This window comes from Gillisia marina (assembly GCF_000258765.1).
Taxonomy (GTDB): domain Bacteria; phylum Bacteroidota; class Bacteroidia; order Flavobacteriales; family Flavobacteriaceae; genus Gillisia; species Gillisia marina.
The window spans coordinates 1-25,181 of record NZ_AJLT01000005.1; the positions used below are offsets into that span (position 1 = coordinate 1).

Sequence of the window (25,181 nt, forward strand, 5' to 3'; positions counted from 1 at the left end):
AAAAAGAGAAATGATTACTTATAATATCTCCTATAAATGTCACTTAAGATAGAAGCAATAAAAAAACCGAGAAACTCACAAAGTGTCGTTTCTCGGTTTACTGGCTAATAATAGGGTATTCAATCATCTACAACCTAGTTACTTGCAACTTCAGAATCTCTTAGATCTCTAGGATCTATTTTTACATTCTGCTTTTTATTCCCGTTTTCAAGCTTGATTTTATAAACTTCTCTATCTATTCTTTCGCCTTTACCACTAGCCATGTATTTATTTTGTACCATAGTCCAACCTTTATGGTTTTTATAAAGTGCTCTTCTTACATTAAGTGGTAGAACGATATCTTTAAAACGCTGACTTGTTTTTAGGATAGTACCATCATCGTCGTAGCTGGCTTCCAAATATCCTTTGCTACTTTTAAAGGTCACTAAATACTCATCGTAAGCATCATTATCAATATTTGCTATAAACGCATTGATATCAAAATTCTCCTTCATAAATGCTATTGGATTTTTTATAAATTCTCCTGCGAAATTTTCTTTGACGGTAAAGGTGTAGCTATCTAAATTAGATGAAATTTTAACTGCATTAGGGGCATAGCTTACATTTGCTTCCTCAAGTTCAGTGATCTGTTGCGCTTGGCTTGTGCCTATAAAGCCAACAAGTAGTAGTAAAACAATTAGAGTTCTCATGTTATAAATATTTAAAGGATTAATATGTTTTTTATTCTTCAATTCTAATTCAGTTCGCGAAACCTGTAATAATTAGAGCTATAAAATTTTACATACCTGAAATTACTAGTTTAATTCCCTCTTTTTATTAAAATGATGCAACCCCCTTACTTATAGTCATTAAAATCACTTTCCACGCAACCAATCGCTTTTTCATGCATTAAACACTCATTATTAACCACTTACCCGCATATACATCCTCTTACTTCAGCTAACAATACAACCATATCAAACCAGCTCATAAATTTGTTGATAAACTGATATATATCATTGGTTTACAAATATTAGAAAGATATTTTTACCCTTGTTAACCACTTCAAATCTGCTTCGCTATTTATTAATAGTATTAGCATTTTCTTACTGAAGTTAGTTAAGCATATCGCACCCTATATAAATTTTTGAATGTTTCTCGGCAATGCAAATTGCAGAAAGAATGACGATTTATATAAAACTCTTATGTATGATTTTGTAAAGAAGCATGGTGTTATCCTAGAGGCCACTAATAATAGCTTTGAAAATGAAGGTGTATTTAACCCAGCGGCGATAAAGGAAGGAAATAATGTTCATTTGTTTTATCGCGCTGTTCGAACAGGAAATTTTTCTACTATTGGTTATTGTAAACTAGATGGTCCCTTAAAAGTTATTGAAAGAAGTGAAACGCCTATATTATTTCCTGAAAACAGTCAGGAATTTCAAGGTCTTGAAGATCCAAGAATTACAAAAATCGACAACACTTATTATTTAAGCTATTCGGCATATGATGGGATCAATGTATTTGGTGCATATGCCACTTCCAATGATCTTAAGACTTTCGAACGTAAAGGAATTATCACTCCAAAATTTAGTTTTGAAGAATATGCCAAATTAATTCGGCAAAATCTTAATAAGATCTCCGATAAGCACTTACTATTTTATGATTTATTTGAAAGGCATCATCTCTCAAACATCATGAAAGCCAATGTGTATGTATGGGATAAAAATGTTGTGTTCTTTCCAAAGAAATTCAATGGAAAATTTGCCTTTTTACATCGGCTTTTTCCAACGATACAAATCGTTTTTTTTGAAAATCCGCAGGATCTAACCCGTGATTTCTGGGTAGATTATGTTACTCATCTTTCAGACCATATTGTATTACGAACTTCCCATCATTACGAAAGAAGCCACATTGGTGCAGGCTGCCCTCCTATCGAGACTCCAGACGGTTGGTTATTGATCTATCATGCGGCTGAAATCACTGCAAACGGTACGTTGTATCATGCTGCAGCAGCACTCTTAGATTTAGAAAACCCCAGAAAAATAATTGGACAATTAAATAAACCACTTATATGTCCTACTGAAGATTGGGAAAAAAAAGGAGTGGTTAGCAACGTTGTATTTCCAACAGGAACTGCCCTTTTTGATGATGAATTATACATTTATTATGGAGCTGCCGATTCGCGAATTGCAGTTGCTTCGGTAAATATTGACACACTAATAAAAAATTTAAAAACAGCAGGAGTATGAAAAATGCCGAAAAAAGACCCGAAATTCTATTATTGTCCAGTTTTCCACCTAAAGAATGTGGTATTGCAACCTTCTCTACAGATCTTTCACACCATATAACTCATCAATTTGGAAATGCTTTTAAAATTGTTAAATGCGATTTGGCCAGCAGTTATAATAAGTTACATCCTTCAGAGTATTGTTTAAATCCTGCAATTAAAGAGGATTATTATAATACCGCTTGTCAATTGAATAATAATAAAAACATCCAACTCATTCATATCCAACATGAATTTGGACTGTTTGGAGGAACCTATGGAAATTACCTATTTACTTTCTTAGATGAGGTAAAAGTGCCGGTGGTAATGACTTTTCATACAGTTCTTCCCAACCCAAATCCCGAGTTAAAAACCGTTGTGCTTAAACTGGCATCGAAAAGCCGGTGTATTATTGTAATGACAAAAGAATCTGAAAGAATTCTAATAGAAGATTATAAAATATCCTCCAATAAAATTCAAATTATACCCCACGGAACACATTCTGTAGACTGGGTACATAATTCGATTATAAAGAAAAAATATGGCTTAGAAAATAAGAATATCCTATCCACATTTGGCCTCTTAGGTCCCGGTAAAAATATAGAAACGGCATTAAGGCATTGCCAAAAATCATTAAACAATATCCGAATATCCTGTATCTAATTATTGGTAAAACGCATCCTCACAATGTTAAAAACGGGGTTGATGAATATCGAATTTTACTTCAGCAATCAGTAAAAGAATTAGAGATCAATGATCATGTGCTTTTCTTAGATCACTTTTTGGAACTCCCGGAATTACTGGAAATATTGCAAGGAACAGATATTTATTTATTCACTTCTAAAGACCCCAATCAGGCGGTAAGTGGGACGTTTTCATATGCCATGAGTTGTGGCTGTCCCATAATTGCAAGCTCTATTCCTCATACCAGAGAATTATTATCTTCAAATATTGGGGAGATTATAGAAATTGGAAATTCTACACAGCTAGCAAATTCGGTTTTAAAAATTTTAGGGAATCCAAAATTGAAAAATAGTATGAGCCTTAATGCATATAAAACGAGTAGATCCAGTAGTTGGGAGAATATTGCTATAACACAGGCAGAGTTTTATAAAAAATTAATTCAACCTTCCAAAAATCTTATTTACAATCTTCCAAAAGTGAATCTGGACCATTTAAACAAAATGACTACTGACGTTGGAATAATTCAATTTTCAAATATTGGACATCCGGATATTAATTCTGGTTATACATTAGATGATAATGCTCGGGCATTAATTGTGATTTGTAAACACTATCAATTATATGGTTTTAAGGAAGATTTAAAATCCATAGATCGCTATTTAAGTTTTATTGAAAAGTGCCAGAACAAAGATGGAACCTTCGTAAATTATTTAGATCGCAACGAAAATATCCACATTAAAAATGATTATGTAAATCTGGAAGACTCAAATTCCAGAGCCGTTTGGGCACTGGGAAATGTAATAGCGATCAAGGATTTATTACCGGAGGATTCCTTTTTACTGGCAAGTAAAATGCTTGATAAATGTATGTCTTGGATTCCGGGGGTTTTATCGCCAAGAAGCGAAGCCTTTCTTATTAAAGGATTGTATTTATGCAAAGGAGCAATTCCAGATGCAACTAGAAGGAACTTAATAATCAAACTTTCAGAAAGATTGGTTTCTAAATATGACTTGAATACCGAAAAGGATTGGCAATGGTTTGAAGAATATATGACCTATGCAAATAGTGTATTACCGGAGGCTATGCTTTATGCGTATCTCGTAACCGAAGAGAATGTGTACAAGGATATAGCCATAGATTCCTTTAATTTTTTTACTGAATAAGCTATTTGTAAAAGGAAGGTTTAGACCTATTTCGAATAAGGGCTGGTATTATAAAAATACTGAAGCAAATAAGTTTGGAGAACAACCTATAGATGTTGGATATACCATAGAGGCTTTAGAAAATTTCTACTACACATTTAGGGATCAGCGGTATTTAGATTTAATGCAACTGGCATTTAGTTGGTTTCTTGGGAACAACCACCTGCAACAAATAATTTACAATCCTTTAACCGGGGGCTGTCATGACGGTTTAGAGGAATCTAATGTGAACTTAAATCAAGGAGCAGAATCTACTATTTGTTATTTAATGGCAAGATTATCTATAGAAAGAGTAGTAAATCTAGAAATGAAGAGTCAGGATGTATTCTCTGCCAGATCGCGAATTCTTAAAAACCGTCATATTAAACAGCGGGAATTATAACGAGACTTATTTGCAATAATTAATGATTAAATCTTAAAAAAGAATTTCATCCCAGACTTGTACCCCTCTGGCGGATATTGTATTTTCAAAATTATAAAAAAGGATGTTTTTTCTACATTCAAAATAAATTTATTCCTGAATGAAAATACTTCATACTGCCGACTGGCATATTGGTAAAAAATTGCATAAACATGAGCTCTCTAAAGATTTTGATCTATTTATTGAATGGCTTTGTACATGTATCCAAGAAAAAGGAGTCGACTTATTATTGATTTCAGGGGATGTTTTTGACCTTGCAAATCCTTCTTCTGAAGCTAGAAAACAATATTATAAAGCCTTATTACAGCTGCGGAATTTAAATTGTAAAATCATTTTAACCGGTGGAAATCATGATTCTCCAGCCATGTTAGATGCTCCCGGAGAAATTCTGCGAGAATTGGAAATGCATGTAATTGGTAGTTTGCGTGATACTATTGAAGAATGCATTATTCCCATAAAAGGGAGTTCCGGAAAAATAGAGCTCGTGGTGGTGGCGCTCCCCTATTTACGAGATGCAGATTTGCGCTCAGCGGCAGATGGAAACACTTATGAAGATAGATTAGAGGCAATACGAATGGGAATCCAAAACACCTTTTTAGGTGCTGCTGAAGTCTGTAAAACGCAGTTCCCGGATATTCCTGCTTTGGCAATGGGACATTTATATGCAGCAGGAGTTGAAACTTCAGAAAGTGAACGCGACATTCAAATAGGAAATCAGGCAGCTTTTCAGGCGTCTCAATTTGGAGAATTTTTCGATTATATAGCGCTAGGTCATATACATAAACCCCAAAAAGTGAATGGATTAGTTCCAACTTATTATAGCGGCTCCCCTATTCCGCTTTCTTTTAGTGAACGTAAGGATGAAAAAAGGGTCTTAATATTAGATACTGAAGAATCTTGGATCCCAGAAAGTATACCTGTTCCTGTTTTTAGGAAACTTCTGAAGCTAACCGGAAATTTAAATGAACTTCAAAACAAGCTCTCTGAATTGATAAATAATTCTATGCTGAATAATTTGATAGAATTAGAAATGATAGAAGAACATTATGATGCAACGAAACTATATGAGCTCGATAAGCTGATTCAAAATTTTGATAATCCCGGATTTGAAATTGTAAAAAGCAGGGTGAATTTTAAAAACAAAGTTACCGGTGCTAGTGAGTTATATGCAGGGGCGCCTCAATTGGAAGATTTAAAACCAAAAGAAGTTTTTTTAGAGTTATTAGCAAATCATGAATACGAAACAGATACAAACAGGGAGATTCTCGGTGCTTTCGATGAATTGATGGAAGAGTTACAACAACAAGAAACTGCAAACGAACTCTAAGCCATGAAGATCTTAAAAATAGAATTTCAGAATATAAATTCTCTTCGTGGAGAACATCAAATAGATTTTACCGGTTCGCCATTTACAGAAAGTTCACTTTTTGCAATTACCGGCCCTACCGGAAGTGGAAAATCTACGTTATTGGATGTAATTTCCCTAGCCTTATTTAATCATGTTCCAAGGTTAGGGAAGATCTCCAGATCTGAAATATTAAATAAAGGTGCAATTCTCACGCGCAATCAGAAAGAGGCATACGCGAAAGTTACTTACCAATGTCAACATGGAATTTTTAGATCGCAATGGAGTATTTCTACCAATAGAAATGACAATTTACGAGAATATGAAATGGAAATTTCTTCAGTAGAAAATGGCGCCATTTTAGATCTCAAGAAATCTGATGTGCCCGGTAAAAATGAGGCCTTGATCGGTCTTAATTACAATCAGTTTATTAAATCTGTAGTTTTAGCGCAGGGGGATTTTGCGCAATTCCTTCGAGCAAAAAAAGATGAACGAGGGGAATTATTGGAAAAAATAACAGGAACCGGAATCTACCGAAAACTGGGAATAAAAGCTTTCGAAAAGTTTAGAGCAAGTAATGCAGATATTAAAGAGCAACTTTTTAATATAAAACGGATTGAAGAAGAATTATTAAGTGCTGAAAAGCAAACAGAATTAAAAAAAAGAATTTCAGCATAAAACCAGTGCTTGCGAACCTTTAGCCAAGGATGTAAAACTGAAGGAAGAGCAACTAAAATTAAAAAATGAAATTTTATCTCAATCATCAGAAGTAGAGAAAACAAAGGTTCAGTTAAATCAGGCATCAGAAAAATTAAAATCTTTTGAATCTGCCAAAGGTTTACAATTAGCTCAGCATGAAAAACTGATTTCTGTTTCAGAAGATCTAAGGAATTGGAAAACATGGACTACAGAAATAGCTGCTTTAGATAAAGATCGAGAATCGCTTCAGCAGAAAATAGAAATGAATACCGAGTATCTTTCTAAACAGCTAATCAATATTCAGGATTTTACTAAAAAACCACTTACGCCTAAAGAAGTTACAGTAGGTTTAGAACAATTTAGTACTCGGGTAAGTTCACTTATAGAAGACCGCAATAAAAAAGGAGTAGAATGGAAAAACTTACAACAACTCCTTCGAGTAGCCTTGAAAGACGTGGCTCTGGAAGTTTCTGATGCTCCCGAAAAAGATTTACAGGAGCTTGAACGGTTAAAACAAAAATCTAAACAGCAAATTGACGATCTCAAGTATAAACTGAAAGATTTTCAATTCTTAGATCTCCCAAAAGAAAGAACGCAGCTTAAAAAGAGTTTGGAAGAAACCCGGGAGGCAAAAAGTTTCCAAATAGAGTTAAAACATCTTTTTTCCGCCCATACCGATAAATTAAAAGAAAAAAACTCGACTTCAGCCCGCCATTCAGGAGTTACCAAATAAAATCGCTCAACTAAATTCTCGCTATCTGGATGAAACTAAAAATTTACAGATTTTAGAACTTCAAAAAGAGAATATATTAATGCGCGCAAAACTCGAAGATTATCGAAGTAAATTAATAGACAATGAACCATGCCCCCTATGTGGAGCACTTCATCATCCTTACGCTGAACATCTTCCAAAAGAGGACGATCAACTTCAGCAACAGATCGATAATGCAAAGAGCATTCTTACAGCTTCTACCAAAGAGATCGCATCCTTAACATCTGAATTAAAACTAAACTCGGCCAGCTTAGCCAATTTAGATGCTGAAATCAAAGAATTGGAGAAGAAAATTCATTCTAAAAAAGAGCTCTTTTCCGCCACATTTAAAAATCATCAGGTAGACGAAGAAGTGGATTGGGATAGGAAGATCTCCACATTGGAAGATCAACTTAATAATTTAGAAGCTTATGAGAAAGAGCTTTCATATTTTCAATCGATAGAGAAAGGAATTCCGATTCTTAAGGATATGCAGCGAATTCTAAACGATGGCAGCAAATTAAAACAGCAGTTAAATGAGCTATACACCGGCACAAATATCCATGCAGATTGCAGGGAATTGGAGAATAAATGGCTTCAATTAATTCAGCAAAAAGAGCATTTTTCAGAAAATTTAAAACTAGCCGAGACTAAAATAAGCGAATTAAAAAATAAGGTTTTGGTTTTAGAACCTGAGCTTGCTAAAGAGCTTTCAAAAAAAGGTTTTTCAACGATTCCTGAAGCGATTTCAGCTTTATTAAGTGACCGTTTATATAATGATCTTAGAACAGAACGGGATTCGCTAAGGACAGAAATAGCTTCAGCTACCGCTACCCTAAAAGTGATTTCTTCTCAACTGGATCTTTTAAAAACTAAGGATGTGGAAGAAACTTCCGAACAACTTCAAGAGCAATTAAATTCAAAAAAACAGCAGCTAGAGAGCCTTCAGGAAGAAAATAAGGAATTGGATCGTATTTTAAAGAATCATGAAGACTCTTTATTAAAAATGAAAGCTATTCAACTGGAAATAGCGGAAAAAGAAAAAAAATCTAAACGATGGACGTTACTTAATGAGTTGATTGGTGATGCAACGGGTAAGAAATTTAATGATTTTGCACAAGATCTTACCTTATCTCAATTACTACATTTAGCAAACATCAGATTAAAGGATCTTACAGATAGATACCTTATAGACAAACCTTCGGCCGATGAGGATGATGGTTTGGTAGCGATAGACCAGCATATGGGTGGGCAACGCCGCTCTGTAAAAACGCTTTCCGGGGGAGAAACATTTATTTTAAGTCTTTCGCTAGCTCTGGCATTGAGTGATCTTGCGTCTAAAAATGTGGAAATTAATAGCTTATTTATAGATGAAGGATTTGGTACACTAGATCCAGAAACTTTAGACCAAACACTAGATACTTTAGAAAGATTACAGGCAGAATCTTCCAAGACCATCGGGATAATTAGTCACGTAGATTCTTTAAAAGAACGAATAGCCACCCAGATAAAACTTAGCCGAAACGGACAAGGGTATAGCAGTTTGGAAGTTGTAGGTTAGAAGTTGCGGGTTTCTTATTTCTTGTTTTAGGTTTAGAGTTCAGGATTTCGGATTTAAGATTTGAGATTTGAGATTTAATTCTGAATTCCGAACTTTGAACTTTGAACTTTGAACTTTGAACTTTGAATTTTGAACTTATTAAAAATGGCCAAAAAAGGAGCACAAAAAAACACCCAGAACAAAGCAAAACATACCAAGCTTTTAAACAGGAAGAAGAATAAACTCCGCAAAGAAAAAGAGGCGCATAAGGAACGCTTAAAAGCTATCGTGAATAAAGCAAAAGAACAACAAAAATGATGATGCTAATTGATTATTGTTAATTGCTTATTGTTTATTGTTTATTGTTTATTGTTATTCATAAAGTCTATTATTTCGTGATATCTTTTATTCCATGGCCAAAGAAATTGCGTCATCATTGGAATATGCTTTTTATTTAAAAGTATAGGTTCCAGATTAGGCTGAAAAGGTTGTAATGCTTCCAAAAACCGCTTGTTTGCAACCGTTATCGACGGATAGGTTTTTTCCCCTACATACATCATGATTTTCGGAGTAGCTGCTGAAACATAAAATATTGGAGAAGCTTCTTTCCAGTTTTCAGGATTATTAGTCCATGTAGCTAGATAATCATTAGTAGTTGTTGGAGGGTATGTTTTCAGGTAATTATGCATATCCAGACCGGCACCATCATTTAAAATAATTCCAGAAATTGAAGCCGGGTCTATTCCATATTCCGGATCCATAGTAGCCAAGGCAATTAAGTGCGCACCTGCAGAATGGCCTGTAGGAAATAATTGATTCGGATTTCCTTTATATTTCGATATATTTTGTTGTGTCCATTTAATTGCTTCAGCAACTTGAGTAGTCATTTCTTTGTAATCTGCGTCAGGGCTTAAAGTATAACCAACTATCACCGTAGTAATTCCCTTTTTCGCAAAATTATTTCCGAAGAAATTATATAAATCTTTGTTCCCGCTATTCCAATTCCCGCCATGCACAAAAAGCAGGACTGGGGTATTTTGGTATTTGGACTTCTTCGGACTAAAAATATTTAGGCTAGGCTGCGATTTTATATTTGAAGTGGTTTCTAAATATGAGACATTTTTAATCTTTTGTACACCACAGCTTATAAAAAAATAGACTTATAAATAGAAAAAGGAAGGGTGTTGTAAATCGCATTTTTTAATTAATTATATCAATGAAATATTAGTAGAAAATTCTTCCAATTTTTGATTGAATTTTAATAAATAGGATAATTTTTTGATGCAAAATAGGCAATTTTATAAAATTAAATCAAAATCTATTTATTTGAATTTAAAACCTTTTGGGACTTTTTCTCGTATATAGCATGTACAACTGAAGCAAAAATCTTAAACAGATCACGTGTAGAAACAGTCAGCCGTTTGCAGTTAAAATTCCTAATCATAAGTTTTAAATGGAATTTTTTAGGATAATCTTTTGTTAAAAATCAACTGGATGCCCAAATTATGAATAAAGAATTTGTTTATTTGGAATTCATAACGTTTAATCTTTTGAATAAATAATTAAACAAAAATAGAAAACATGAAAAATATCAAACTCTTTAGCTTACTATTTATGACCACAATTTTATTTGTGAATTGTAGTAGCGATGATGATGCTATGCAAGAAGTAATAATAGAAGGGCCAAGTGCTACAGCAAATACGAAATCCTACAATTTAGCTTCGGTATCAGATCCAAACATTTCAGGGACTGTAACGGTTACAGAACTTACCGACAATTCCATTCAATTAGATTTAAATTTACAAAACACTGCAAGTACAGGCGTTTATCCTGCCCATGTACATTTTAATACTGCTGCTGAGGGTGGAGATATTGCAGTTAGTTTAGAAGCAATAGATGGGAGTTCTGGAAAAAGTTCTACCAATTTTACAGCTTTAGATAATGGTACAGCCATCTCATATACTGAATTTTTAAATTTTGACGGATATGTAAATGTTCATTTAAGTGCAGATCAATTGGGAACCTTAGTTGCGCAAGGCGATATAGGTCAAAATGAATTAACAGGAGACACCAAAGCTTACGAATTAGAAAGCGTTGCTTTTGATGAAATTAATGGAAATGTTACATTTTCAAAGAGAAAAAATGGCGAAGCTTTAGCCGTGGTGACTTTGAATAATACAACAGCAGGTGCGATGTATCCTGGTCATATTCACGAAAATACCGCTGCTGAAGGTGGAGATATTGCAGTTAGTTTGAATCCTGTGAATGGTGATACCGGAGTTGGAAAAACGAATATTGCTGCTTTCGATGATGGAACTGAATTTAACTTTGATGCTATCCTAAATTACGATGGTTATGTAAATATTCACCTTAGTGCAGATGAATTAGGAACTTTGGTCGCTCAAGGGGATATAGGGCAGAATGAATTAACTGGAGATACTAAATCTTACGAATTAGGAAGCGTTGCTTTTGAGGATATTAGCGGAGATGTTACTTTTTCCAAGAGAAAAAAATGGAGAAGCTTTAGCTGTAGTAACCCTAATGAATACAACAGCAGGAGCTATGCATCCTGGACACATCCATATGAATACAGCTGCCGAAGGTGGAGATATTGCTGTTACATTAAATCCTGTAAATGGTGATACCGGAGTTGGAAAAACGAATATTTCTGCTTTTAATGATGGATCTGCATTTAACTATGATGCAATTTTAAATTACGATGGTTATGTAAATATTCACCTTAGTGCAGATGAATTAGGAACTTTAGTTGCACAAGGCGATATAGGTCAAAACGAATTTACTGGAGAAAAAATGTCTTATGATCTAGCAACCGTTGATGAACCAGGTATTTCTGGAACTGCAGAATTTGCAGAACGCGTTAATGGAACCACATTAATAACTTTGGAATTAACGGGTACCCAAAATGGAGGAGAACACCCAGCACACATTCATGCTAATGATATAGCAACCGGGGGAGATATAATTGTTTCCTTAAATCCAGTGAAAGGAGGAACAGGAGTTAGTAAAACTCAAGTCGATAATTTAAACGATGACACTCCGATTACTTATGATGAACTTTTAGTATTAGATGGATATATCAATGTTCACTTAAGCGCTGCCCAATTAGGCGTTTTAATTGCTCAAGGAAATATTGGATCTAACGCCGGAGAAGATGGAGATACTTCGAAAACTACTTACAACGTAACTAATTCTGGAAGTACAGCATATATTTTTAATGGTGGTGACTTTTCGAATTCAAATAATCCTGAACTTACTTTAAAGCGTGGACAAACTTACGAGTTTGTGGTTAATGCTTCAGGACACCCATTCTTTATTAAAACTGTTCAAGGTAATACCAATGGTAATACCTATAACAATGGAGTAAGTAATAATGGAGCAGAGCAAGGAACTGTAACTTTTACAGTGCCTGCAGATGCCCCTGATACTTTGTACTACAACTGTCAATTTCATAGTGTTATGACAGCTAAAATAAATATTGTAGATTAATTAAATTAGCCCGATAATGTAAAACCTCGAAGAATTAAAGTTTCTTCGAGGTTTTTTCTTTATTATAAATTTCAACAGAATAGAATTTACATTACTGCATCTACACTTGCTTCAATAACATTTTCGATATTATCCGGAACCAAATTGAAAAAGTCGTATCCGGTTTTCATTTCAATATCATCTACTGTAGTTTTATACTGTGTCCAATCTGAAGAAACCGACTGGCTATTTGGCATATCTATAGCAATTACACGAGTATTGGTTGTTACACGGTTTACATCGTCATCTCCATCAGCGATGATCATAATTACTTTCCAAGTGTTAGAAGGAACTTGCACATTTCCGTTAGCAATATAACTTGCCACTCCATTAGAACCATCTCCACCAATACCGTAACCTCCTGAGATAATATAAATCTCATAGCCTCCAGCCAACATAGAACGGCAATAGTTTTCTAAACTTGCCCAACCAATTCGGTTATTATTTGGTGCTTGCGGCATCATATTAGTCATAAAAAAGGTATTGGAATTATCGTCTACAAAAAGAGTTCTATCTGCTGATGGGCACAAATGTCCGCGATCGAATCCGCTAAGACTATAATCATTCTGATTTACCTGATACCATCCGGAAGGCAAAGTATTATCTGCTCTAAAGTCATTCTGCCTGGCAGCACTTCCTAACCAAGCTTCATCCAAATGCCAGCTTACCCAGTTCGCTGTTCCTTTATCTCTACTATAAGACATTGTATATTCTTCTTTTTCTAACAAATAATTAGTTGGAAAAGTAATATCTGTAACAGCGTTAGATGGATTTCCCATGGTAAGGTGAACAGCTCCACTTCCGGGAACTCCTCCTCCACCGCCAGTACCGCCACCGGTTCCAGGATCTACTTCTGTACCATCTATTGTAAAGTCATCTATGTTTATTCTGTTAGATCCACCTGAAAGTTTTACAATTCTAAAACGAACTGCTTCCAAATAGTTCATAGTGTAATTTACCGCGGTTAAACTGTTTCCAGATGTAGTTTGAATAGGTCCCAAACTTGTCCATGACGTTCCACTATTTGTAGAAGCTTGTAATTCCCAAGTACTATTTCCATCAGATCCGTAAGCACCATGGTTAAGACTGATGCTTTGTGCGCCAATCACATCAAATTCCATTTCTAAAGCACCTAGATTACGAATACGAACAGATTTAGCGTCGGTTTTTAGATCTCCGGCTAATGAACCAACCAGTGCATCATCCAACAACCAATTTCCAGAAGCAAAAGTTGCCGATCCAGCAGCATAACTTCCCTTAGATCCAGATTCATAGTCTTCGATAATCGTACCTTCCGGAACTGTAACTTGTGGGTTTGCTTCCACCAATACATTATCGATATTTAATCTATTGGACGAACCATCTGTTTTTCTAATTTCAAATCGTACATCTCCAGTGACATTAAGGTTAAAAACTGCAGTTTTAAGTGAAGTCTTATTTACCGTTATTGCACTTCCGGTTTTAGTCCAACTAACACCTGCATCTGTAGAATAATACATTTCGAAGGTGGACGTTTTATCTCTACCGAATTTTCCATAATCTACAGAGATAGATTTGGCTCCTTCTAAAAGATCGAATTGCATAGTAAGACTTCCACTATTTCGTAGTCTCGCAGATTGAGAATCGGTTTTTCGATCGTCTTTTAGAGAACCTATTAACGCGTCGTCAAAATACCAGTTCCCGTCTGAGAAGGCTACCGAAGCAGCAGCATAACTGGTTTTAGAAACTCCTTCAAAATTTTCTAAATAATTACCTTCGGCGGTAACGGTAAAATCATAGGTTGTAATTTCTGAATCCGGAGATACAAATTCTGAATCTTTCTCACAGGAGGTAAGAATAAAAAGAAACTGAAAAGCGAAAAGCCATTTTAATAGGGTAAAATTTTTCATTGCTAAAATTGGTTAGAATTAATTTGTTGTGTTGTTTTTAATTCAAGTGAAATTTCCTACAAAATTTTAGGAATTCTTAAATACCTCTTAAATTATTATCAACTATTTGTTAACAATTTTAACTTTTCAATAATTCAAGACCCCTAAAAAGGCAATATATTATGCATCTTCACTTATTTCTAGATATCCTACAGGAATTGAAAATTTTAAATCATATCGATTATATGACAGCTTTCATCTGAAATAACTGATTATTGAGATTTGTGAGCATTAGAGTTTGAAATGATTTTGGTGATATTTTTTTCAGTAGAATGATTAAATCATAAATCCTTTGAAATAACATTTTGTCGTGCACTTATAAGTGTACACTATTAAATTTCTTTTGAAACTCTCGATACACCTGAAGAATTTTTCACTGCTTTTTAAGCTCTAAAACAATAAAAAGTTAAAGTTACAAGCCTCTATTATAATTTATATATATTTGCAAGTGATTACTCACTATTATGACGGAAAAACAAGAGAAAATTATAACAGCTGCATTAGATTTATTTGCTAAAGAAGGTTTTAGAAATACGCCAACAAGTAAAATAGCTAAACAGGCCGGAGTTTCTGAAGGTTTGATTTTTAGACATTTCACTAATAAAGATGGACTCTTAGAAGCTATTGTAAATGAAGGTGGAGAAAGATTCAAAATGCTATATGCAGATATTGTTTTGGAAAATGATGCTAAAAAAATAATCCTCAAGACCATACATATGGCGAAGAGTATTACTGCTAATAAAGAGGATATGAGCTTCTGGAAGCTTCAATATAAGCTAAAGTGGGAATTAGATATATACGATGCTAAAAAAATAGAACCTTTGGAAAGATCACTTTCAATGGCTTTTGAAGAACTTAAGTTTAGAGATCCAAAAATGGAAGCTAAACTTCTTCTAACCTTATTGGATGGACTGGCTACCAGATTATTTTTAGACGCTGATTTCGATCTAGAAGAAGCAATCGACTATTTGGCAAAGAAATACAACCTTATAAAATAAGTATACACTTACTTTTTAAAAACAAATGACATGTACAACATAGAACTCGACGAAAAAACAAACCTAAAAGATAAAATAGCGATTGTTACCGGAGCTAACGCCGGATTGGGTTTTGAAACCACTTTAGCACTTGTTAAGAACGGGTTTACAGTTGTAATGGCTTGTCGTAATATAGAAAAGGCTGACGGAGCGAAAAGTGAAATTTTGAAACAAGTTCCAAATGCCCAATTGGAGATACTTAAAATAGACTTAAGCCAGCTGGATTCTGTTCGTGAGTTTGCAGATTCCTTTCTTACTAAATATACTCGAATAGATTTATTAATTAATAATGCCGGAGTGATGATGCCACCGTATCAAAGAACTGAAGATGGGTTTGAGCTGCAGATGGCTGCAAATTATTTTGGACATTTTTTATTAACAGGGCTTTTAATTGACTTAATTACCAAAACCAAAAATTCCAGAATTGTTTCCTTAAGTTCTATTGCACATAAGAATGCTTCAATCAATTTTGACGATCTACAAAGTGAACAGAAATATTCAAAATTTGGGGCTTATGGTCAGAGCAAATTGGCTTGTCTTATTTTTTCAAAAGAATTGCAACGAAGATTAGAAGCTAATCAAAAAGTAAATTCCATCTCTGTCGCAGCCCATCCCGGTGCATCTAAAACAGAGTTGGCTAGGCATTTACCTAAGCTTGCAACTATACTTCTAAGTCCTTTACTATTGCTGGTTACACATTCCCCAAAAAATGCAGCTAAATCAACTTTATTGGCGGCTCTAGGGGATCAAGTGAACGGAGGTGATTATTATGGGCCACAAGGATTTATGGATATGAATGGGAGTCCAGGCGCGGCCAAGGCTGAACCTCAGGCGTATGATGTGCTTGATGCAAAGCGTTTATGGGAAGTGTCTGAAAAACTTACAGGCATCCATTTTTTGAATTATTAATTGTTCAACGCACTACCTAGAAAAAGAAAAAAAATAGATGCGGATACTCTTTAAAATATTAAAAATGATAGTAGGTATACTTGCAAGCATCGTTGGAATGATTGTTCTAATTGCTGTAATTTTTATAAATACATCTCCTGAATTTGGTGCTAAAAGTGAAGGTTTAAGATTGGAGAAGATCAAGTCTTCGGAAAATTTCAAAAATGGCAAATTCCAGAATTTAACTGAAACTGATGTTTCCGGAGATATGAATTATACAAAAACGCTAAGTGAATATTTTACTAATGGAAATAAAGTTCCGGACTGGAGTATTCCGGTAAATAAAATTTCTTCAGAAACAATTTCTAAAACATCAGATTCAACAACTAAAATCACCTGGTTTGGACATTCAGCATTGTTATTGGAAATAGATGGGAAGAAAATATTCTTGGATCCTATGTTAGGAGATGTTCCTGCACCTCATCCATTTTTGGGCGCCAAACGCTTCAATGACACTCTTCCGTTGGCAATAGAAAATATTCCGAATATGGATGCTGTACTAATTTCACACGATCATTATGATCATTTAGATTATGGTTCCATTAAAAAACTAAAAGATAGAGTCGGTCATTTCTATGTTCCCTTAGGAGTTGGCGCACATCTTATTTCTTGGGGTGTTGCTGAAGAAAAAATTACCGAAATGGATTGGTGGGAAAGCACTTCTTTCAGCGGGATCCAACTTACCGCAACTCCATCAAGACATTTTTCCGGTCGTGGGGTTACCGATAGGTTTAGCACCCAATGGAGTTCATGGGTAATTAAAGGTAAAAAAGACAACATCTATTTTAGCGGAGACTCCGGTTATGATTCTCATTTTAAAGAAATAGGAAACAAATTTGGCCCTTTTGATCTGGCTATCATGGAATGCGGACAATACGATGCGCAATGGCCTCTTATCCATATGATGCCCGAAGAAACTGTACAAGCCACCATCGATGTAAAAGGCAAGATTTTATTGCCAATTCACTGGGGTGCGTTTAAGTTGGGTTTACACAGTTGGACAGATCCTATAGAACGTGTTACTATAGAAGCAGCATCGAAAAATATAGCTATTGCGACACCAATTATAGGAGAAGCTGTGACTGTTGGTGAGCCAATTCCAACTTCAGAATGGTGGAAACACTCTAACCATTAAAGGTTGATTTCAGCATAAAACTTGGTTCAATAATTTTATTTTTGACGCTTTTAATCTCCAATAAATGAAAAAGGACATTACTAATAGAGACGACGTTTATTTATTGGTGTCTCAGTTTTACGAAAAAATTAAAGTGAATAGGGAAATAGGTCACTTTTTTCTTAAAAGCATTAAAGACTGGGATGTTCATATAGATAAGATCACCAATTTCTGGGAAAGCGGGTTGTTTAATGTCTCTACATATTCAGGGCATCCTGGTAGAGCGCATATTAAAGTTGATGCTGAAAACAATCATGAGATCGACGAAAAAAGTTTCGGGGTTTGGCTGAATCTTTGGTTTCAAACCATCGATGAATATTTTGAAGGAGAAATAGCCGAAAGGGCGAAACACAATGCCCGAAAAATGGCTACCCATCTTCATCTTAAAATATTTGCTGCACGTAAGAAGTAATATGCTGTTTTTTATACTATCATAAATTGAGTATCCATTTCATCCTCTAAAGCACATATCCCATTTTCAAAATAAGTGACGTTTTTTTCGCCTTGCTTTCGCAGATAGCTGTTTAAAATTTTATGGGTATGAAAAGTGGATTCTTGAAGCTTAAGGAACGTCTCATAATCTTCGATTGAAGCTATTTGAACATCAGCATCCAAATATCCATAACCTTGGTATCTTCCCTCTTTCACCAAGATAAAAGCCTCCTCTTCAAAATGCCTTCCTTTTTCCCTAATCACATAGGTAGGTTTTTCTTCGCCTAAACTATTAATCGCTTCAGTAACCTTTAAATTATAAGCTGCCACAGCTTCCGAGCCATCGCAAACTCCTTCGCAATTCTTCAATTTATAATGAGAACATTTTTCCGTATTGCTCTGTAAAGTGCAAAATCTGGGGCATAATTTAAATTTATCACATAATTGCTCGAGCTTTTCAGTAGCTAAAGCTCTGTTATAAAATGTTCCAACAGAATCCTGTATTCTTTTAGTTTTACCTATTCCTAATTGAATTATTCCGCGCTGATTTATATAACTGATAATTTGATAGGTAATACCGGGACGCTTTTGTGCCATATTGAATTTTGGATAGTGCTTCCTAATATATTCCGCTTCCAGCAACAATGCCATCAACTCATTCCCCGTGGTTTCATGATCTACATGATAGGTCTCCTGCCCTAAATGATATTCTTTACTCATTTTATCGTAAAAGTGAGATAAGACCCGTTTTTTTATATTGATGGCTTTTCCCGCATAAATCACTTTGTGCTGTTTATCCTTGAATAAATAAATACCGGGTGTTTCAGGCAACTCATGAATTTGTTCTGCAGAAAGATGTGGCGGTAAAGTGGCTTGTTTAGAATGCGCATGCAAGAAAGAATTGAAAACCAAGCCTTCAGGATCTAGAGCTAGTAACCGTTGAAACAAGATCACCGTAGCATCTGTGTCCCCTTCTGCCCTATGCCTATTTATAAGCGGAATATTAATAGAATCACACAATCTCCCTAAACTATAAGATAATAGTCCCGGAATGAGCTTTCTGGAAAGACGCACCGTACACAACTTTTTACGGTTAAAATCGAAACCAAGCTGCTTGAATTCATTGCGAAGCACATTGTAATCGAAATTCACATTATGAGCTACAAAAATAGCATCTCGCATAAATTCTTCGATCTCTTTTGCTATTTCATGGAACTTTGGAGCATCTTCCACCATATCATTATCGATACCGGTAAGTGCGGTTATTTGAGCAGAAATATACTTTTCCGGATTAATAAGACTGGTATATTTATCAAGAACTTCCCCACCTTTAAGCAGAACGATACAAACTTCAGTAAGCCTATTTCCATTAATTCCACCCCCGGTGGTTTCCACATCTATAACCGCAAATAATTTATCTTTCATTATCTAAATTCTGAAGCTATAAAAGTAAGGATAATTAATTAAAAATAGGACTATTTCCTAAATTTAGGATTAAATCCAATAAAAAAGCTGAATCTTGGGAGATTCAAGCTTTCTTTGGCTAATTCAATGATTAAAATTTAATAAATTTTATTTTTTACTTCAATCACATTTTTATATCCATGCAGACCTCCTTTGTTAATTGATTACCATTTGTTTAAAGCAAAACATATTCCGTAAATCACTATATTTTAACTCTTTACGTTAAAAAACTAACAGATATGCAATTGTAAGATCTAAATACTTTCATTTAATAAGCAACCAACTTTTAATCTGCACAAGAATCTGCTTCACATTTCCCTAAAAGTTTTATAAATTTTTAACCGATTGAAAGATTTAAAGTTTCAGCATACTATTTTTAGACCTCAATAATTTTCAACTCGAAGCATATGAGGCAAATTGCAATTATAGGAGCCGGACCCAGAGGACTTTCCGCACTCGAAAATTTATTTATTCAGTTATCAGAAAATAAAAAGGAAGAGGCTGTTGTAGTTAGCATTTTTGAAACCTCAGAAACTCCCGGTTCCGGGAATATTTGGAATGCCGAGCAATTAAGAACGAATTGGCTCAATATTTCTGAGAGAGCCTTAAAAAACCTTCCCGGAAGAGCACCAATAACATTAGGGGATCATAATATCCCGGAATTTCCTGCTTATTCCAATTGGTTACCAGAAGAGGAACAAAATCCAGACGAACAGGAACCAGATAAGTTTCCTGAAAGATCAAAATTGGGAACTTATTTAAATGAACGCTTTACCAGTATTGCCGTAGAATTGCAAATGGCAGGTTATTTAAAGATCCTTAGATCTCAGGTTATAAATATAGAGTACAAGGAAAATATCTTCAGCCTTGAAGCAGAAGATGATTGTTTCGAATTTGATGAAGTACTGTTAAGTGTGGGGCATCAACCAACCAAAATTTCAGATCAGCTTAAAAAGTGGAAAGAGCACGAAAAAAGCAATTCCAAATTGCAAGTTTTTGAAGAGGCTTATCCAGTAGAGGAATTTTTGACTTCTGAAAAAATTAATGAAACCAGCAGCATCGCTATTCGCGGTTTTGGACTAGCATGATAGATGTAGTTCGGGCACTAACGATTGGAAAAGGTGGGGAATTTGAAATTCTCGATAAAAAAACATTTCATTCTAAATTTATTTCATCACCGGAAGTTCCAAAAAAGATCCTAGCATTTTCTTTAGATGGCAATCCGATGGTTCCCAAACCATTAAATGCTGAGATAGATTCCAGTTACGAACCAACTGATGAGGAAATTGAAAAGTTTGCCAAAATAATTTCTAAAAATGCCCATGGAAAAAAGAAGGTTTCAGATACATCTTTCCTGAAAAATGCCATTGCAAAAATCGCTTCACGAGTTTATTTGGATTTACAAGAAAAAGCATACTCCCACGAGTTTAAGCAAAAAGAGCTTTCAACGATAATTGTGGAATGGCTTTCAGACGAAAATTTTAAGCATGACCTAATTTTACCTACCTCGCAACCTGTCCAAAAAAGTATAAAGGATTTTATAAATATGGCATTGGGAGAAGAGAAGATCTCTCTAGATTATTGCATTGGCCAAGTTTGGCGACATTGCCAACCAACGCTCTATAAAGAATTTTCCCACGCAAATCTTGAAGACGATGTAATAGCATCTGTAATAGCGCTAGACGAGCGACTAAAGAGATATTCTTACGGACCACCAATAGAAAGTATGCAACAGCTTTTAAGTTTAGTCGATTCTGGAATATTAGATCTTGACCTTGTAGAAGATCCGGAAATCACCGAAGTGAAAAATGGTTGGAAACTTGAAAACAACCAATCTGAATGCACTGCTCAAATAATGATAAATAGTGTTTTAGATGCTCCAAAACTTATGGAGGTGAGTTCCCCCATTATTTGCAATTTATTATCTAACGATCTTATAGAACCTATACATTCAGATCTAGGCATTAACACAAAAAAAGGATGGAACTATAGAGATTTCTGATAAAAAGAAATTTATTCCATTGGCTGTATTAGGAAGACTATCTAAAGGAAGTGTAATTGGGGTAGATGCAATTTTAGAATGCTTTGGACCTAGAGTTACTGATTGGGCGAAAGCGGCAGCAAAAAGGGTTCAAAGAGCTTCTTAAAAAATTTTTCCGCAGGATCAATCGACTAAAGCTAAAAAATAAAAAACACCTCTTAAGATTAAGAGGTGTTTTTTTTAAGAATAAATTTTATCTCTTCAAGAAAATTGAAGATTACACAAGTTCTGTTTCTTCTACCGGTTCTTCAGTAGATTCAATTTCTGCATTAGTATCTAAACTTTCAGAATTATCCTCTTCTTCTGAGAAATATGGAAATACATCTACAATTGGAGATTCGGTAATCGCCGGAATCGAATAATCTCCCATGGTATTATCCATCGCTTGCGTGGTATTATCAAAAGCCTCTTTTACATCATTAGCTTGAACTAACATGTAAATATTGCTTTTTTTCTCTTTTCCACTTTTTTCATCTATAGCCATCAAGGAAACTTTAGTTTTAAACCATCTATCGGAATTTTCAAAAGGGTGAACTTCTGATAAATTAGCCACTTTTATATTGGTAATTAAAACCTCTTCACTGGTGTATGCAGCCATTTCTTCAGTAATTCTGGCTTCAGCCTCTGTAAACGAAATTGCATCTAATAAATAGGTTTCCGTTGTAAGTTTCTGTTCTCCAGTTTCATGTGTTTTTCTGTATTTCACCTTACACTCATACCAAATTGCGCTCATATCTTTAATTTTTGGATGCCAAATATAATTTTAAAAATAAGCCTAGGCGATTTTCCTGATAATAGATATTCACAATCTTTTTTCAGCTTCATTTTTATTGGAATTAATCCAAAGCTCCTGAAAACTTCCTTTTATGTGGAGATAAATTTTGAAAAAATACAGCCTCAATAGCGCAGCTTTTATTTGACATTCGATAATCCTTTGACGAAGAGTGAGAAACTAGTCAGAATTTCAATTTTTAGACATCTTCAAGATAAATTTCATTGAATTTATTTCTCATTTCAGTATTCCCAAGCATTACTATTTCCGCACCCGGAGGAAGCAAGGTATCTGCAGATAATAGTGTAACAACTTGTGAATTTTCTTTTATGGCAATAACTGAAAGTCCTGTTTTGGCACCAATACCAGATTCTGCGAGTGATTTCCCTTCCAATGAAATGGGAGTCTGAGCAATAAACAAGGTAATCCCTTCACCAAGAATGGTTAGTTCCTGACCTTTGGAAATAGACAGAACAGCTTCAGAACCCAAAGTAGCATAACTCAATACAAAATTAGCTCCTGCCCTATGGATAATATCAATATTTCGAGCTTCTGTTATCCGGCTCACTATTCTCAATTCCTTATTTAATTGACGGCAGTAGGATGCGAGATAAATATTCATAGTATCATCATTGGTAGATAGCAAGACCGAAGGAGCTTCCAATATTCCTGCTTTTTTTAGCAATTCGTAATCCGATGCGCGTCCAGCGAATACTTTATTGCAAATAGGACGTGCTTTTTCGCAGATTTCCGGGTCCTTATCGATTAGGTTTACCAGGATATCATTTTTATGTAGTAATTCTATCGCAGCTAGTCCTACTTTACCCCCTCCAATTACCAGAACCGGATTAGGGCTTATATTGTGGTCATAGAAAAGTTCATCAATACTCTGAAGTTGATCTTTATTTCCAATGATGACCAAAACACTATCTAAGCTTAGTTTTTTATTTACATGTGCCGGTTTTAATCTCCCTCTTTCCCAAATTGCTACTATACTAACCCCGAATTTTTGTCTTAATCCGGCCTCTTTAATGGTTTTAGAAACCAAATGTGTATATAGAATTGGTAACTCTGCAATAAACAGATCTTCATATTGTCCTATGGGCTGAGATTTAGCGTGTTGTGAATTTACCCTGTTTGCCAATTGTTCCCCCAGCCATCTTTTAACAGGTAATACATGATTAGCGCCACTCAGTTCCTGTACATGCACAGATTCATCATCTGTTGCTATGGCAACAATAGGTATAGTATGAGCTATGTTCCGGACGGTAAGAATAATCTTGGTGTTTAGAATATCATCCCTATTTACAACCAGCATTTTCGCATTCTTAATATTAGCAAGGTTAAAGGTTTCTTGGCTATCCAATTCTCCAAAAATTACGGGAAGACCATCATCATGATTTTCGAGAGCTATAGCCAGATCGGGTTCGATAATGTAATAAAGTGTGTTCTCAAGTTTCAATCGTTTTATAAGGTCTCTTGCTATAACATCATAAGAACAGATTAAAACATGATCTTTTGTTCCTTTAGGAACTTGGCGGGGAACCCTGGTTTTAGCTTGTGACTCTAAAAGAGGAACATAAAAATGCCTTATAAAAGCAAATGGCAAAACTATTAACAACATTATAATTCCAGATAGCAAAACTACTATACTAAAAACACGACCGATGTCTGATTGGAATGTGATATCTCCAAAACCAAGCGTGCTCATAACGGTGAGTGTCCAGTAAAAGCCTGTAACCCAAGAATGATAATGACCTTCCACCTCTACCATGATTATGTGGAAAAGAATAGAATAAATAAAAATAACCATCCCAAGAAATACTAAATATCTAATTAATATTCGCGAATTTCTTTTGAAGTCCCTATCGCTTAAATAGTATGCTAACTGACTACCTATAAATTTCATAATCTGTATTTCTAAACAGGATTTACTACATGCTTATTTGAGATTCTTGTCCATACAATTTAAGTTAAGATTTCTTAAATCAAGAAGAAAACTCCCCTATAATCTTCTAAAGCCCTTAAAATGCACTTCTTACAAGCGAGATAAGTTATTTAAAAAAACTAAGAAAAGAAGATTACAAATCGTTTTGAAATCGGAAAATCGATTCTATTGATTGGTGCCAGACAAGTGTGTAAGAAAAGAAGTTTAAAAAAGAATCAAATAAATTAGCGGATACCAAAAATGGGTGAGAATTAAATATTAATTGGTAAATAGCACTTCGTGATGTTCTTAATTAGTAGAAAGTTAGTTATTAGAACGAATTTCATTTTTTCTCATAGGCATCGAATCGATGAGATCTAATATTTGGCCTATAGAAATACACCTGTTATCCTGCAATTTTATTTTTCCATCCAAGCCAATTAAATAAATCTCGAACGGACTATTCTTCTTGTCATATTTTTTATACAAATTGGTGGCGGCAGTCCACCTTGCTTTCTTAGTCAACCCATCTTCATTTTATGCTGAAATACCTGGTAAACAATCACTTTTCGTTCTTCCAGACCTTTTAAACCCGTTTCTAATTCGGCAAGTTGACTGGTAAAATTTTCATCTTTAAGATCATCGGTAAGTAATAAAATTAATCTATTTTCCCAATGATGCTTGGAAAGATCTTGTGATTGTGAAGTAATTGTAACAAGCAATATTAAAAAAAAGTGTCAAAATAATTTTCATTCTTAATAATACGGCTTTTTACTGCAACCAACTAGTGAGGATTGCTTTTGTATTTAGATTTTTTTATGTTTGAAATAGTAGGCAACTACACTCGTGTGTTTTTTGAAGACAGCAAGCCATTAATTTGTAAATCCTTGGGGCAGGTTGAAGAAAAATTACCAAATAATATATTTTTCAGGGCCAACTGGCAACAGATCATCAACATTACCCATGTTAAAAAAGTAGTTTCCTGGTTTAATGGAAAGCTAAAAATAGAAATGAATTCTGG

27 protein-coding genes are annotated in these 25,181 nt (G+C 34.7%); 19 read left to right on the plus strand and 8 right to left on the minus strand.

What is annotated here, in order from left to right; translation table 11 throughout:
• Positions 1-134: 134 nt before the first annotated feature.
• Positions 135-689, minus strand: a complete 555-nt coding sequence (locus tag ON07_RS01720) for a hypothetical protein (protein WP_010227682.1) — start codon at positions 687-689, stop codon at positions 135-137.
• A 441-nt stretch (positions 690-1,130) separates the two neighbouring features.
• Between ON07_RS01720 and ON07_RS01725 the strand changes: the two genes are divergently transcribed.
• The 9 genes from ON07_RS01725 to ON07_RS16655 all read left to right on the plus strand — a co-directional run bounded on the left by ON07_RS01725 (position 1,131) and on the right by ON07_RS16655 (position 9,208).
• Positions 1,131-2,231: a glycoside hydrolase family 130 protein gene (locus ON07_RS01725; protein WP_010227684.1), complete on the plus strand. Its 1,101-nt coding sequence runs from the start codon at positions 1,131-1,133 to the stop codon at positions 2,229-2,231.
• On the plus strand, positions 2,228-2,911 hold the full coding sequence (locus tag ON07_RS15775; RefSeq protein WP_050915832.1) for a glycosyltransferase: 684 nt from the start codon (positions 2,228-2,230) through the stop codon (positions 2,909-2,911). The genes ON07_RS01725 and ON07_RS15775 overlap by 4 nt, the downstream gene beginning before the upstream one ends.
• A complete protein-coding gene (locus tag ON07_RS15780; RefSeq protein WP_050915833.1) occupies positions 2,869-4,095 on the plus strand; it encodes a glycosyltransferase in 1,227 nt (408 codons plus the stop codon). The genes ON07_RS15775 and ON07_RS15780 overlap by 43 nt, the downstream gene beginning before the upstream one ends.
• Positions 4,096-4,258: 163 nt before the next feature.
• Positions 4,259-4,516, plus strand: a complete 258-nt coding sequence (locus ON07_RS15785) for a hypothetical protein (protein WP_050915834.1) — start codon at positions 4,259-4,261, stop codon at positions 4,514-4,516.
• A 139-nt stretch (positions 4,517-4,655) separates the two neighbouring features.
• Positions 4,656-5,882: an exonuclease subunit SbcD gene (gene sbcD, locus ON07_RS01735; RefSeq protein WP_010227685.1), complete on the plus strand. Its 1,227-nt coding sequence runs from the start codon at positions 4,656-4,658 to the stop codon at positions 5,880-5,882.
• A 3-nt stretch (positions 5,883-5,885) separates the two neighbouring features.
• Positions 5,886-6,578: an AAA family ATPase gene (locus ON07_RS01740; protein ID WP_029331322.1), complete on the plus strand. Its 693-nt coding sequence runs from the start codon at positions 5,886-5,888 to the stop codon at positions 6,576-6,578.
• A 283-nt stretch (positions 6,579-6,861) separates the two neighbouring features.
• Positions 6,862-7,332 (plus strand): hypothetical protein, encoded by a 471-nt coding sequence (locus ON07_RS15790; protein ID WP_010227687.1) that lies wholly within the window; start codon positions 6,862-6,864, stop codon positions 7,330-7,332.
• A 79-nt stretch (positions 7,333-7,411) separates the two neighbouring features.
• Complete coding sequence (locus ON07_RS14170; protein ID WP_029331323.1) at positions 7,412-8,911, plus strand: SbcC/MukB-like Walker B domain-containing protein; 1,500 nt, start codon at positions 7,412-7,414, stop codon at positions 8,909-8,911.
• A 144-nt stretch (positions 8,912-9,055) separates the two neighbouring features.
• Positions 9,056-9,208 carry a hypothetical protein gene (locus ON07_RS16655; RefSeq protein ID WP_010227689.1) on the plus strand — a complete coding sequence of 51 codons (153 nt, stop codon included), beginning with the start codon at positions 9,056-9,058 and terminating at the stop codon, positions 9,206-9,208.
• A gap of 41 nt (positions 9,209-9,249) precedes the next feature.
• Here the strand turns inward: ON07_RS16655 and ON07_RS01750 are convergent, their stop codons facing one another.
• Positions 9,250-9,906, minus strand: a complete 657-nt coding sequence (locus ON07_RS01750) for an alpha/beta hydrolase (protein WP_010227691.1) — start codon at positions 9,904-9,906, stop codon at positions 9,250-9,252.
• A 565-nt stretch (positions 9,907-10,471) separates the two neighbouring features.
• Here ON07_RS01750 and ON07_RS16850 point away from each other — a divergent pair.
• Together ON07_RS16850 and ON07_RS16855 are read left to right on the plus strand one after the other, a co-directional pair.
• Complete coding sequence (locus ON07_RS16850) at positions 10,472-11,533, plus strand: CHRD domain-containing protein (protein WP_237708825.1); 1,062 nt, start codon at positions 10,472-10,474, stop codon at positions 11,531-11,533.
• Positions 11,475-12,398 (plus strand): CHRD domain-containing protein, encoded by a 924-nt coding sequence (locus ON07_RS16855; protein ID WP_010227695.1) that lies wholly within the window; start codon positions 11,475-11,477, stop codon positions 12,396-12,398. Before ON07_RS16850 ends, ON07_RS16855 begins: the two co-directional genes overlap by 59 nt.
• An 86-nt stretch (positions 12,399-12,484) precedes the next feature.
• On the opposite strand, the gene ON07_RS01765 is transcribed toward ON07_RS16855, so the two are convergent.
• A complete protein-coding gene (locus tag ON07_RS01765) occupies positions 12,485-14,326 on the minus strand; it encodes a DNA/RNA non-specific endonuclease (protein ID WP_010227697.1) in 1,842 nt (613 codons plus the stop codon).
• Positions 14,327-14,829: 503 nt separating this feature from the next.
• On the opposite strand from ON07_RS01765, the gene ON07_RS01770 reads away from it, so the two are divergent.
• The 4 genes from ON07_RS01770 (at position 14,830) to ON07_RS01785 (ending at position 17,936) form a co-directional block, all read left to right on the plus strand.
• The gene (locus ON07_RS01770; RefSeq protein WP_010227699.1) at positions 14,830-15,363 is read left to right on the plus strand and encodes a TetR/AcrR family transcriptional regulator; all 534 of its coding nucleotides are present in this window, start codon (positions 14,830-14,832) and stop codon (positions 15,361-15,363) included.
• A gap of 30 nt (positions 15,364-15,393) precedes the next feature.
• Entirely contained in the window at positions 15,394-16,311 is a 918-nt protein-coding gene (locus tag ON07_RS01775) for an oxidoreductase (protein ID WP_010227701.1), read from the plus strand.
• Positions 16,312-16,375: 64 nt separating this feature from the next.
• The gene (locus ON07_RS01780) at positions 16,376-17,485 is read left to right on the plus strand and encodes an MBL fold metallo-hydrolase (RefSeq protein ID WP_010227702.1); all 1,110 of its coding nucleotides are present in this window, start codon (positions 16,376-16,378) and stop codon (positions 17,483-17,485) included.
• A gap of 64 nt (positions 17,486-17,549) precedes the next feature.
• The gene (locus ON07_RS01785; RefSeq protein WP_010227704.1) at positions 17,550-17,936 is read left to right on the plus strand and encodes a group III truncated hemoglobin; all 387 of its coding nucleotides are present in this window, start codon (positions 17,550-17,552) and stop codon (positions 17,934-17,936) included.
• 11 nt (positions 17,937-17,947) lie between these two features.
• On the opposite strand, the gene ON07_RS01790 is transcribed toward ON07_RS01785, so the two are convergent.
• Positions 17,948-19,381, minus strand: a complete 1,434-nt coding sequence (locus tag ON07_RS01790; RefSeq protein ID WP_010227706.1) for an exonuclease domain-containing protein — start codon at positions 19,379-19,381, stop codon at positions 17,948-17,950.
• A 446-nt stretch (positions 19,382-19,827) separates the two neighbouring features.
• Here ON07_RS01790 and ON07_RS01795 point away from each other — a divergent pair, with 446 nt between their 5' ends.
• Genes ON07_RS01795 through ON07_RS17350 form a run of 3 tightly spaced genes read left to right on the plus strand, consistent with a single transcriptional unit; the run spans position 19,828 to position 21,567 of the window.
• On the plus strand, positions 19,828-20,508 hold the full coding sequence (locus ON07_RS01795; RefSeq protein ID WP_029331324.1) for an FAD/NAD(P)-binding protein: 681 nt from the start codon (positions 19,828-19,830) through the stop codon (positions 20,506-20,508).
• Positions 20,505-21,422 (plus strand): FAD/NAD(P)-binding protein, encoded by a 918-nt coding sequence (locus ON07_RS01800; RefSeq protein ID WP_029331325.1) that lies wholly within the window; start codon positions 20,505-20,507, stop codon positions 21,420-21,422. Before ON07_RS01795 ends, ON07_RS01800 begins: the two co-directional genes overlap by 4 nt.
• Positions 21,423-21,441: 19 nt before the next feature.
• Positions 21,442-21,567 (plus strand): hypothetical protein, encoded by a 126-nt coding sequence (locus ON07_RS17350; RefSeq protein ID WP_262486210.1) that lies wholly within the window; start codon positions 21,442-21,444, stop codon positions 21,565-21,567.
• Between the two features lie 111 nt (positions 21,568-21,678).
• On the opposite strand, the gene ON07_RS01805 is transcribed toward ON07_RS17350, so the two are convergent.
• From ON07_RS01805 to ON07_RS17360, 4 genes are all read right to left on the minus strand, one after another.
• Complete coding sequence (locus tag ON07_RS01805) at positions 21,679-22,194, minus strand: DUF4494 domain-containing protein (RefSeq protein ID WP_010227708.1); 516 nt, start codon at positions 22,192-22,194, stop codon at positions 21,679-21,681.
• Positions 22,195-22,432: 238 nt separating this feature from the next.
• Positions 22,433-24,142 (minus strand): potassium channel family protein, encoded by a 1,710-nt coding sequence (locus tag ON07_RS01810; protein ID WP_010227710.1) that lies wholly within the window; start codon positions 24,140-24,142, stop codon positions 22,433-22,435.
• Between the two features lie 342 nt (positions 24,143-24,484).
• The gene (locus tag ON07_RS17355) at positions 24,485-24,685 is read right to left on the minus strand and encodes a DUF4174 domain-containing protein (protein WP_010227712.1); all 201 of its coding nucleotides are present in this window, start codon (positions 24,683-24,685) and stop codon (positions 24,485-24,487) included.
• Positions 24,682-24,882, minus strand: coding sequence for a DUF4174 domain-containing protein (locus tag ON07_RS17360; protein WP_010227714.1), 201 nt, complete (start codon positions 24,880-24,882; stop codon positions 24,682-24,684). The genes ON07_RS17355 and ON07_RS17360 overlap by 4 nt, the downstream gene beginning before the upstream one ends.
• A gap of 96 nt (positions 24,883-24,978) precedes the next feature.
• Between ON07_RS17360 and ON07_RS01825 the strand changes: the two genes are divergently transcribed.
• Positions 24,979-25,181, plus strand: a 203-nt coding sequence (locus ON07_RS01825; RefSeq protein ID WP_029331327.1) for a LytTR family transcriptional regulator DNA-binding domain-containing protein, incomplete at its 3' end; no start/stop codon positions are given.

Coding starts and splice junctions, on each gene's coding strand:
- ON07_RS01775 (WP_010227701.1), top strand. CDS start 15,394: ATGTACAACATAGAACTCGACGAAAAAACAAACCTAAAAGATAAAATA.
- ON07_RS01780 (WP_010227702.1), top strand. CDS start 16,376: ATGATAGTAGGTATACTTGCAAGCATCGTTGGAATGATTGTTCTAATT.
- sbcD (WP_010227685.1), top strand. CDS start 4,656: ATGAAAATACTTCATACTGCCGACTGGCATATTGGTAAAAAATTGCAT.
- ON07_RS01770 (WP_010227699.1), top strand. CDS start 14,830: ATGACGGAAAAACAAGAGAAAATTATAACAGCTGCATTAGATTTATTT.
- ON07_RS15785 (WP_050915834.1), top strand. CDS start 4,259: ATGCAACTGGCATTTAGTTGGTTTCTTGGGAACAACCACCTGCAACAA.
- ON07_RS01785 (WP_010227704.1), top strand. CDS start 17,550: ATGAAAAAGGACATTACTAATAGAGACGACGTTTATTTATTGGTGTCT.
- ON07_RS01790 (WP_010227706.1), bottom strand. CDS start 19,381: ATGAAAGATAAATTATTTGCGGTTATAGATGTGGAAACCACCGGGGGT.
- ON07_RS16855 (WP_010227695.1), top strand. CDS start 11,475: ATGAATACAGCTGCCGAAGGTGGAGATATTGCTGTTACATTAAATCCT.
- ON07_RS01765 (WP_010227697.1), bottom strand. CDS start 14,326: ATGAAAAATTTTACCCTATTAAAATGGCTTTTCGCTTTTCAGTTTCTT.
- ON07_RS01720 (WP_010227682.1), bottom strand. CDS start 689: ATGAGAACTCTAATTGTTTTACTACTACTTGTTGGCTTTATAGGCACA.
- ON07_RS01800 (WP_029331325.1), top strand. CDS start 20,505: ATGATAGATGTAGTTCGGGCACTAACGATTGGAAAAGGTGGGGAATTT.
- ON07_RS01740 (WP_029331322.1), top strand. CDS start 5,886: ATGAAGATCTTAAAAATAGAATTTCAGAATATAAATTCTCTTCGTGGA.
- ON07_RS15775 (WP_050915832.1), top strand. CDS start 2,228: ATGAAAAATGCCGAAAAAAGACCCGAAATTCTATTATTGTCCAGTTTT.
- ON07_RS16850 (WP_237708825.1), top strand. CDS start 10,472: ATGAAAAATATCAAACTCTTTAGCTTACTATTTATGACCACAATTTTA.
- ON07_RS01805 (WP_010227708.1), bottom strand. CDS start 22,194: ATGAGCGCAATTTGGTATGAGTGTAAGGTGAAATACAGAAAAACACAT.
- ON07_RS01795 (WP_029331324.1), top strand. CDS start 19,828: ATGAGGCAAATTGCAATTATAGGAGCCGGACCCAGAGGACTTTCCGCA.
- ON07_RS01810 (WP_010227710.1), bottom strand. CDS start 24,142: ATGAAATTTATAGGTAGTCAGTTAGCATACTATTTAAGCGATAGGGAC.
- ON07_RS14170 (WP_029331323.1), top strand. CDS start 7,412: ATGCGCGCAAAACTCGAAGATTATCGAAGTAAATTAATAGACAATGAA.
- ON07_RS15790 (WP_010227687.1), top strand. CDS start 6,862: ATGAATACCGAGTATCTTTCTAAACAGCTAATCAATATTCAGGATTTT.
- ON07_RS16655 (WP_010227689.1), top strand. CDS start 9,056: ATGGCCAAAAAAGGAGCACAAAAAAACACCCAGAACAAAGCAAAACAT.
- ON07_RS01725 (WP_010227684.1), top strand. CDS start 1,131: ATGTTTCTCGGCAATGCAAATTGCAGAAAGAATGACGATTTATATAAA.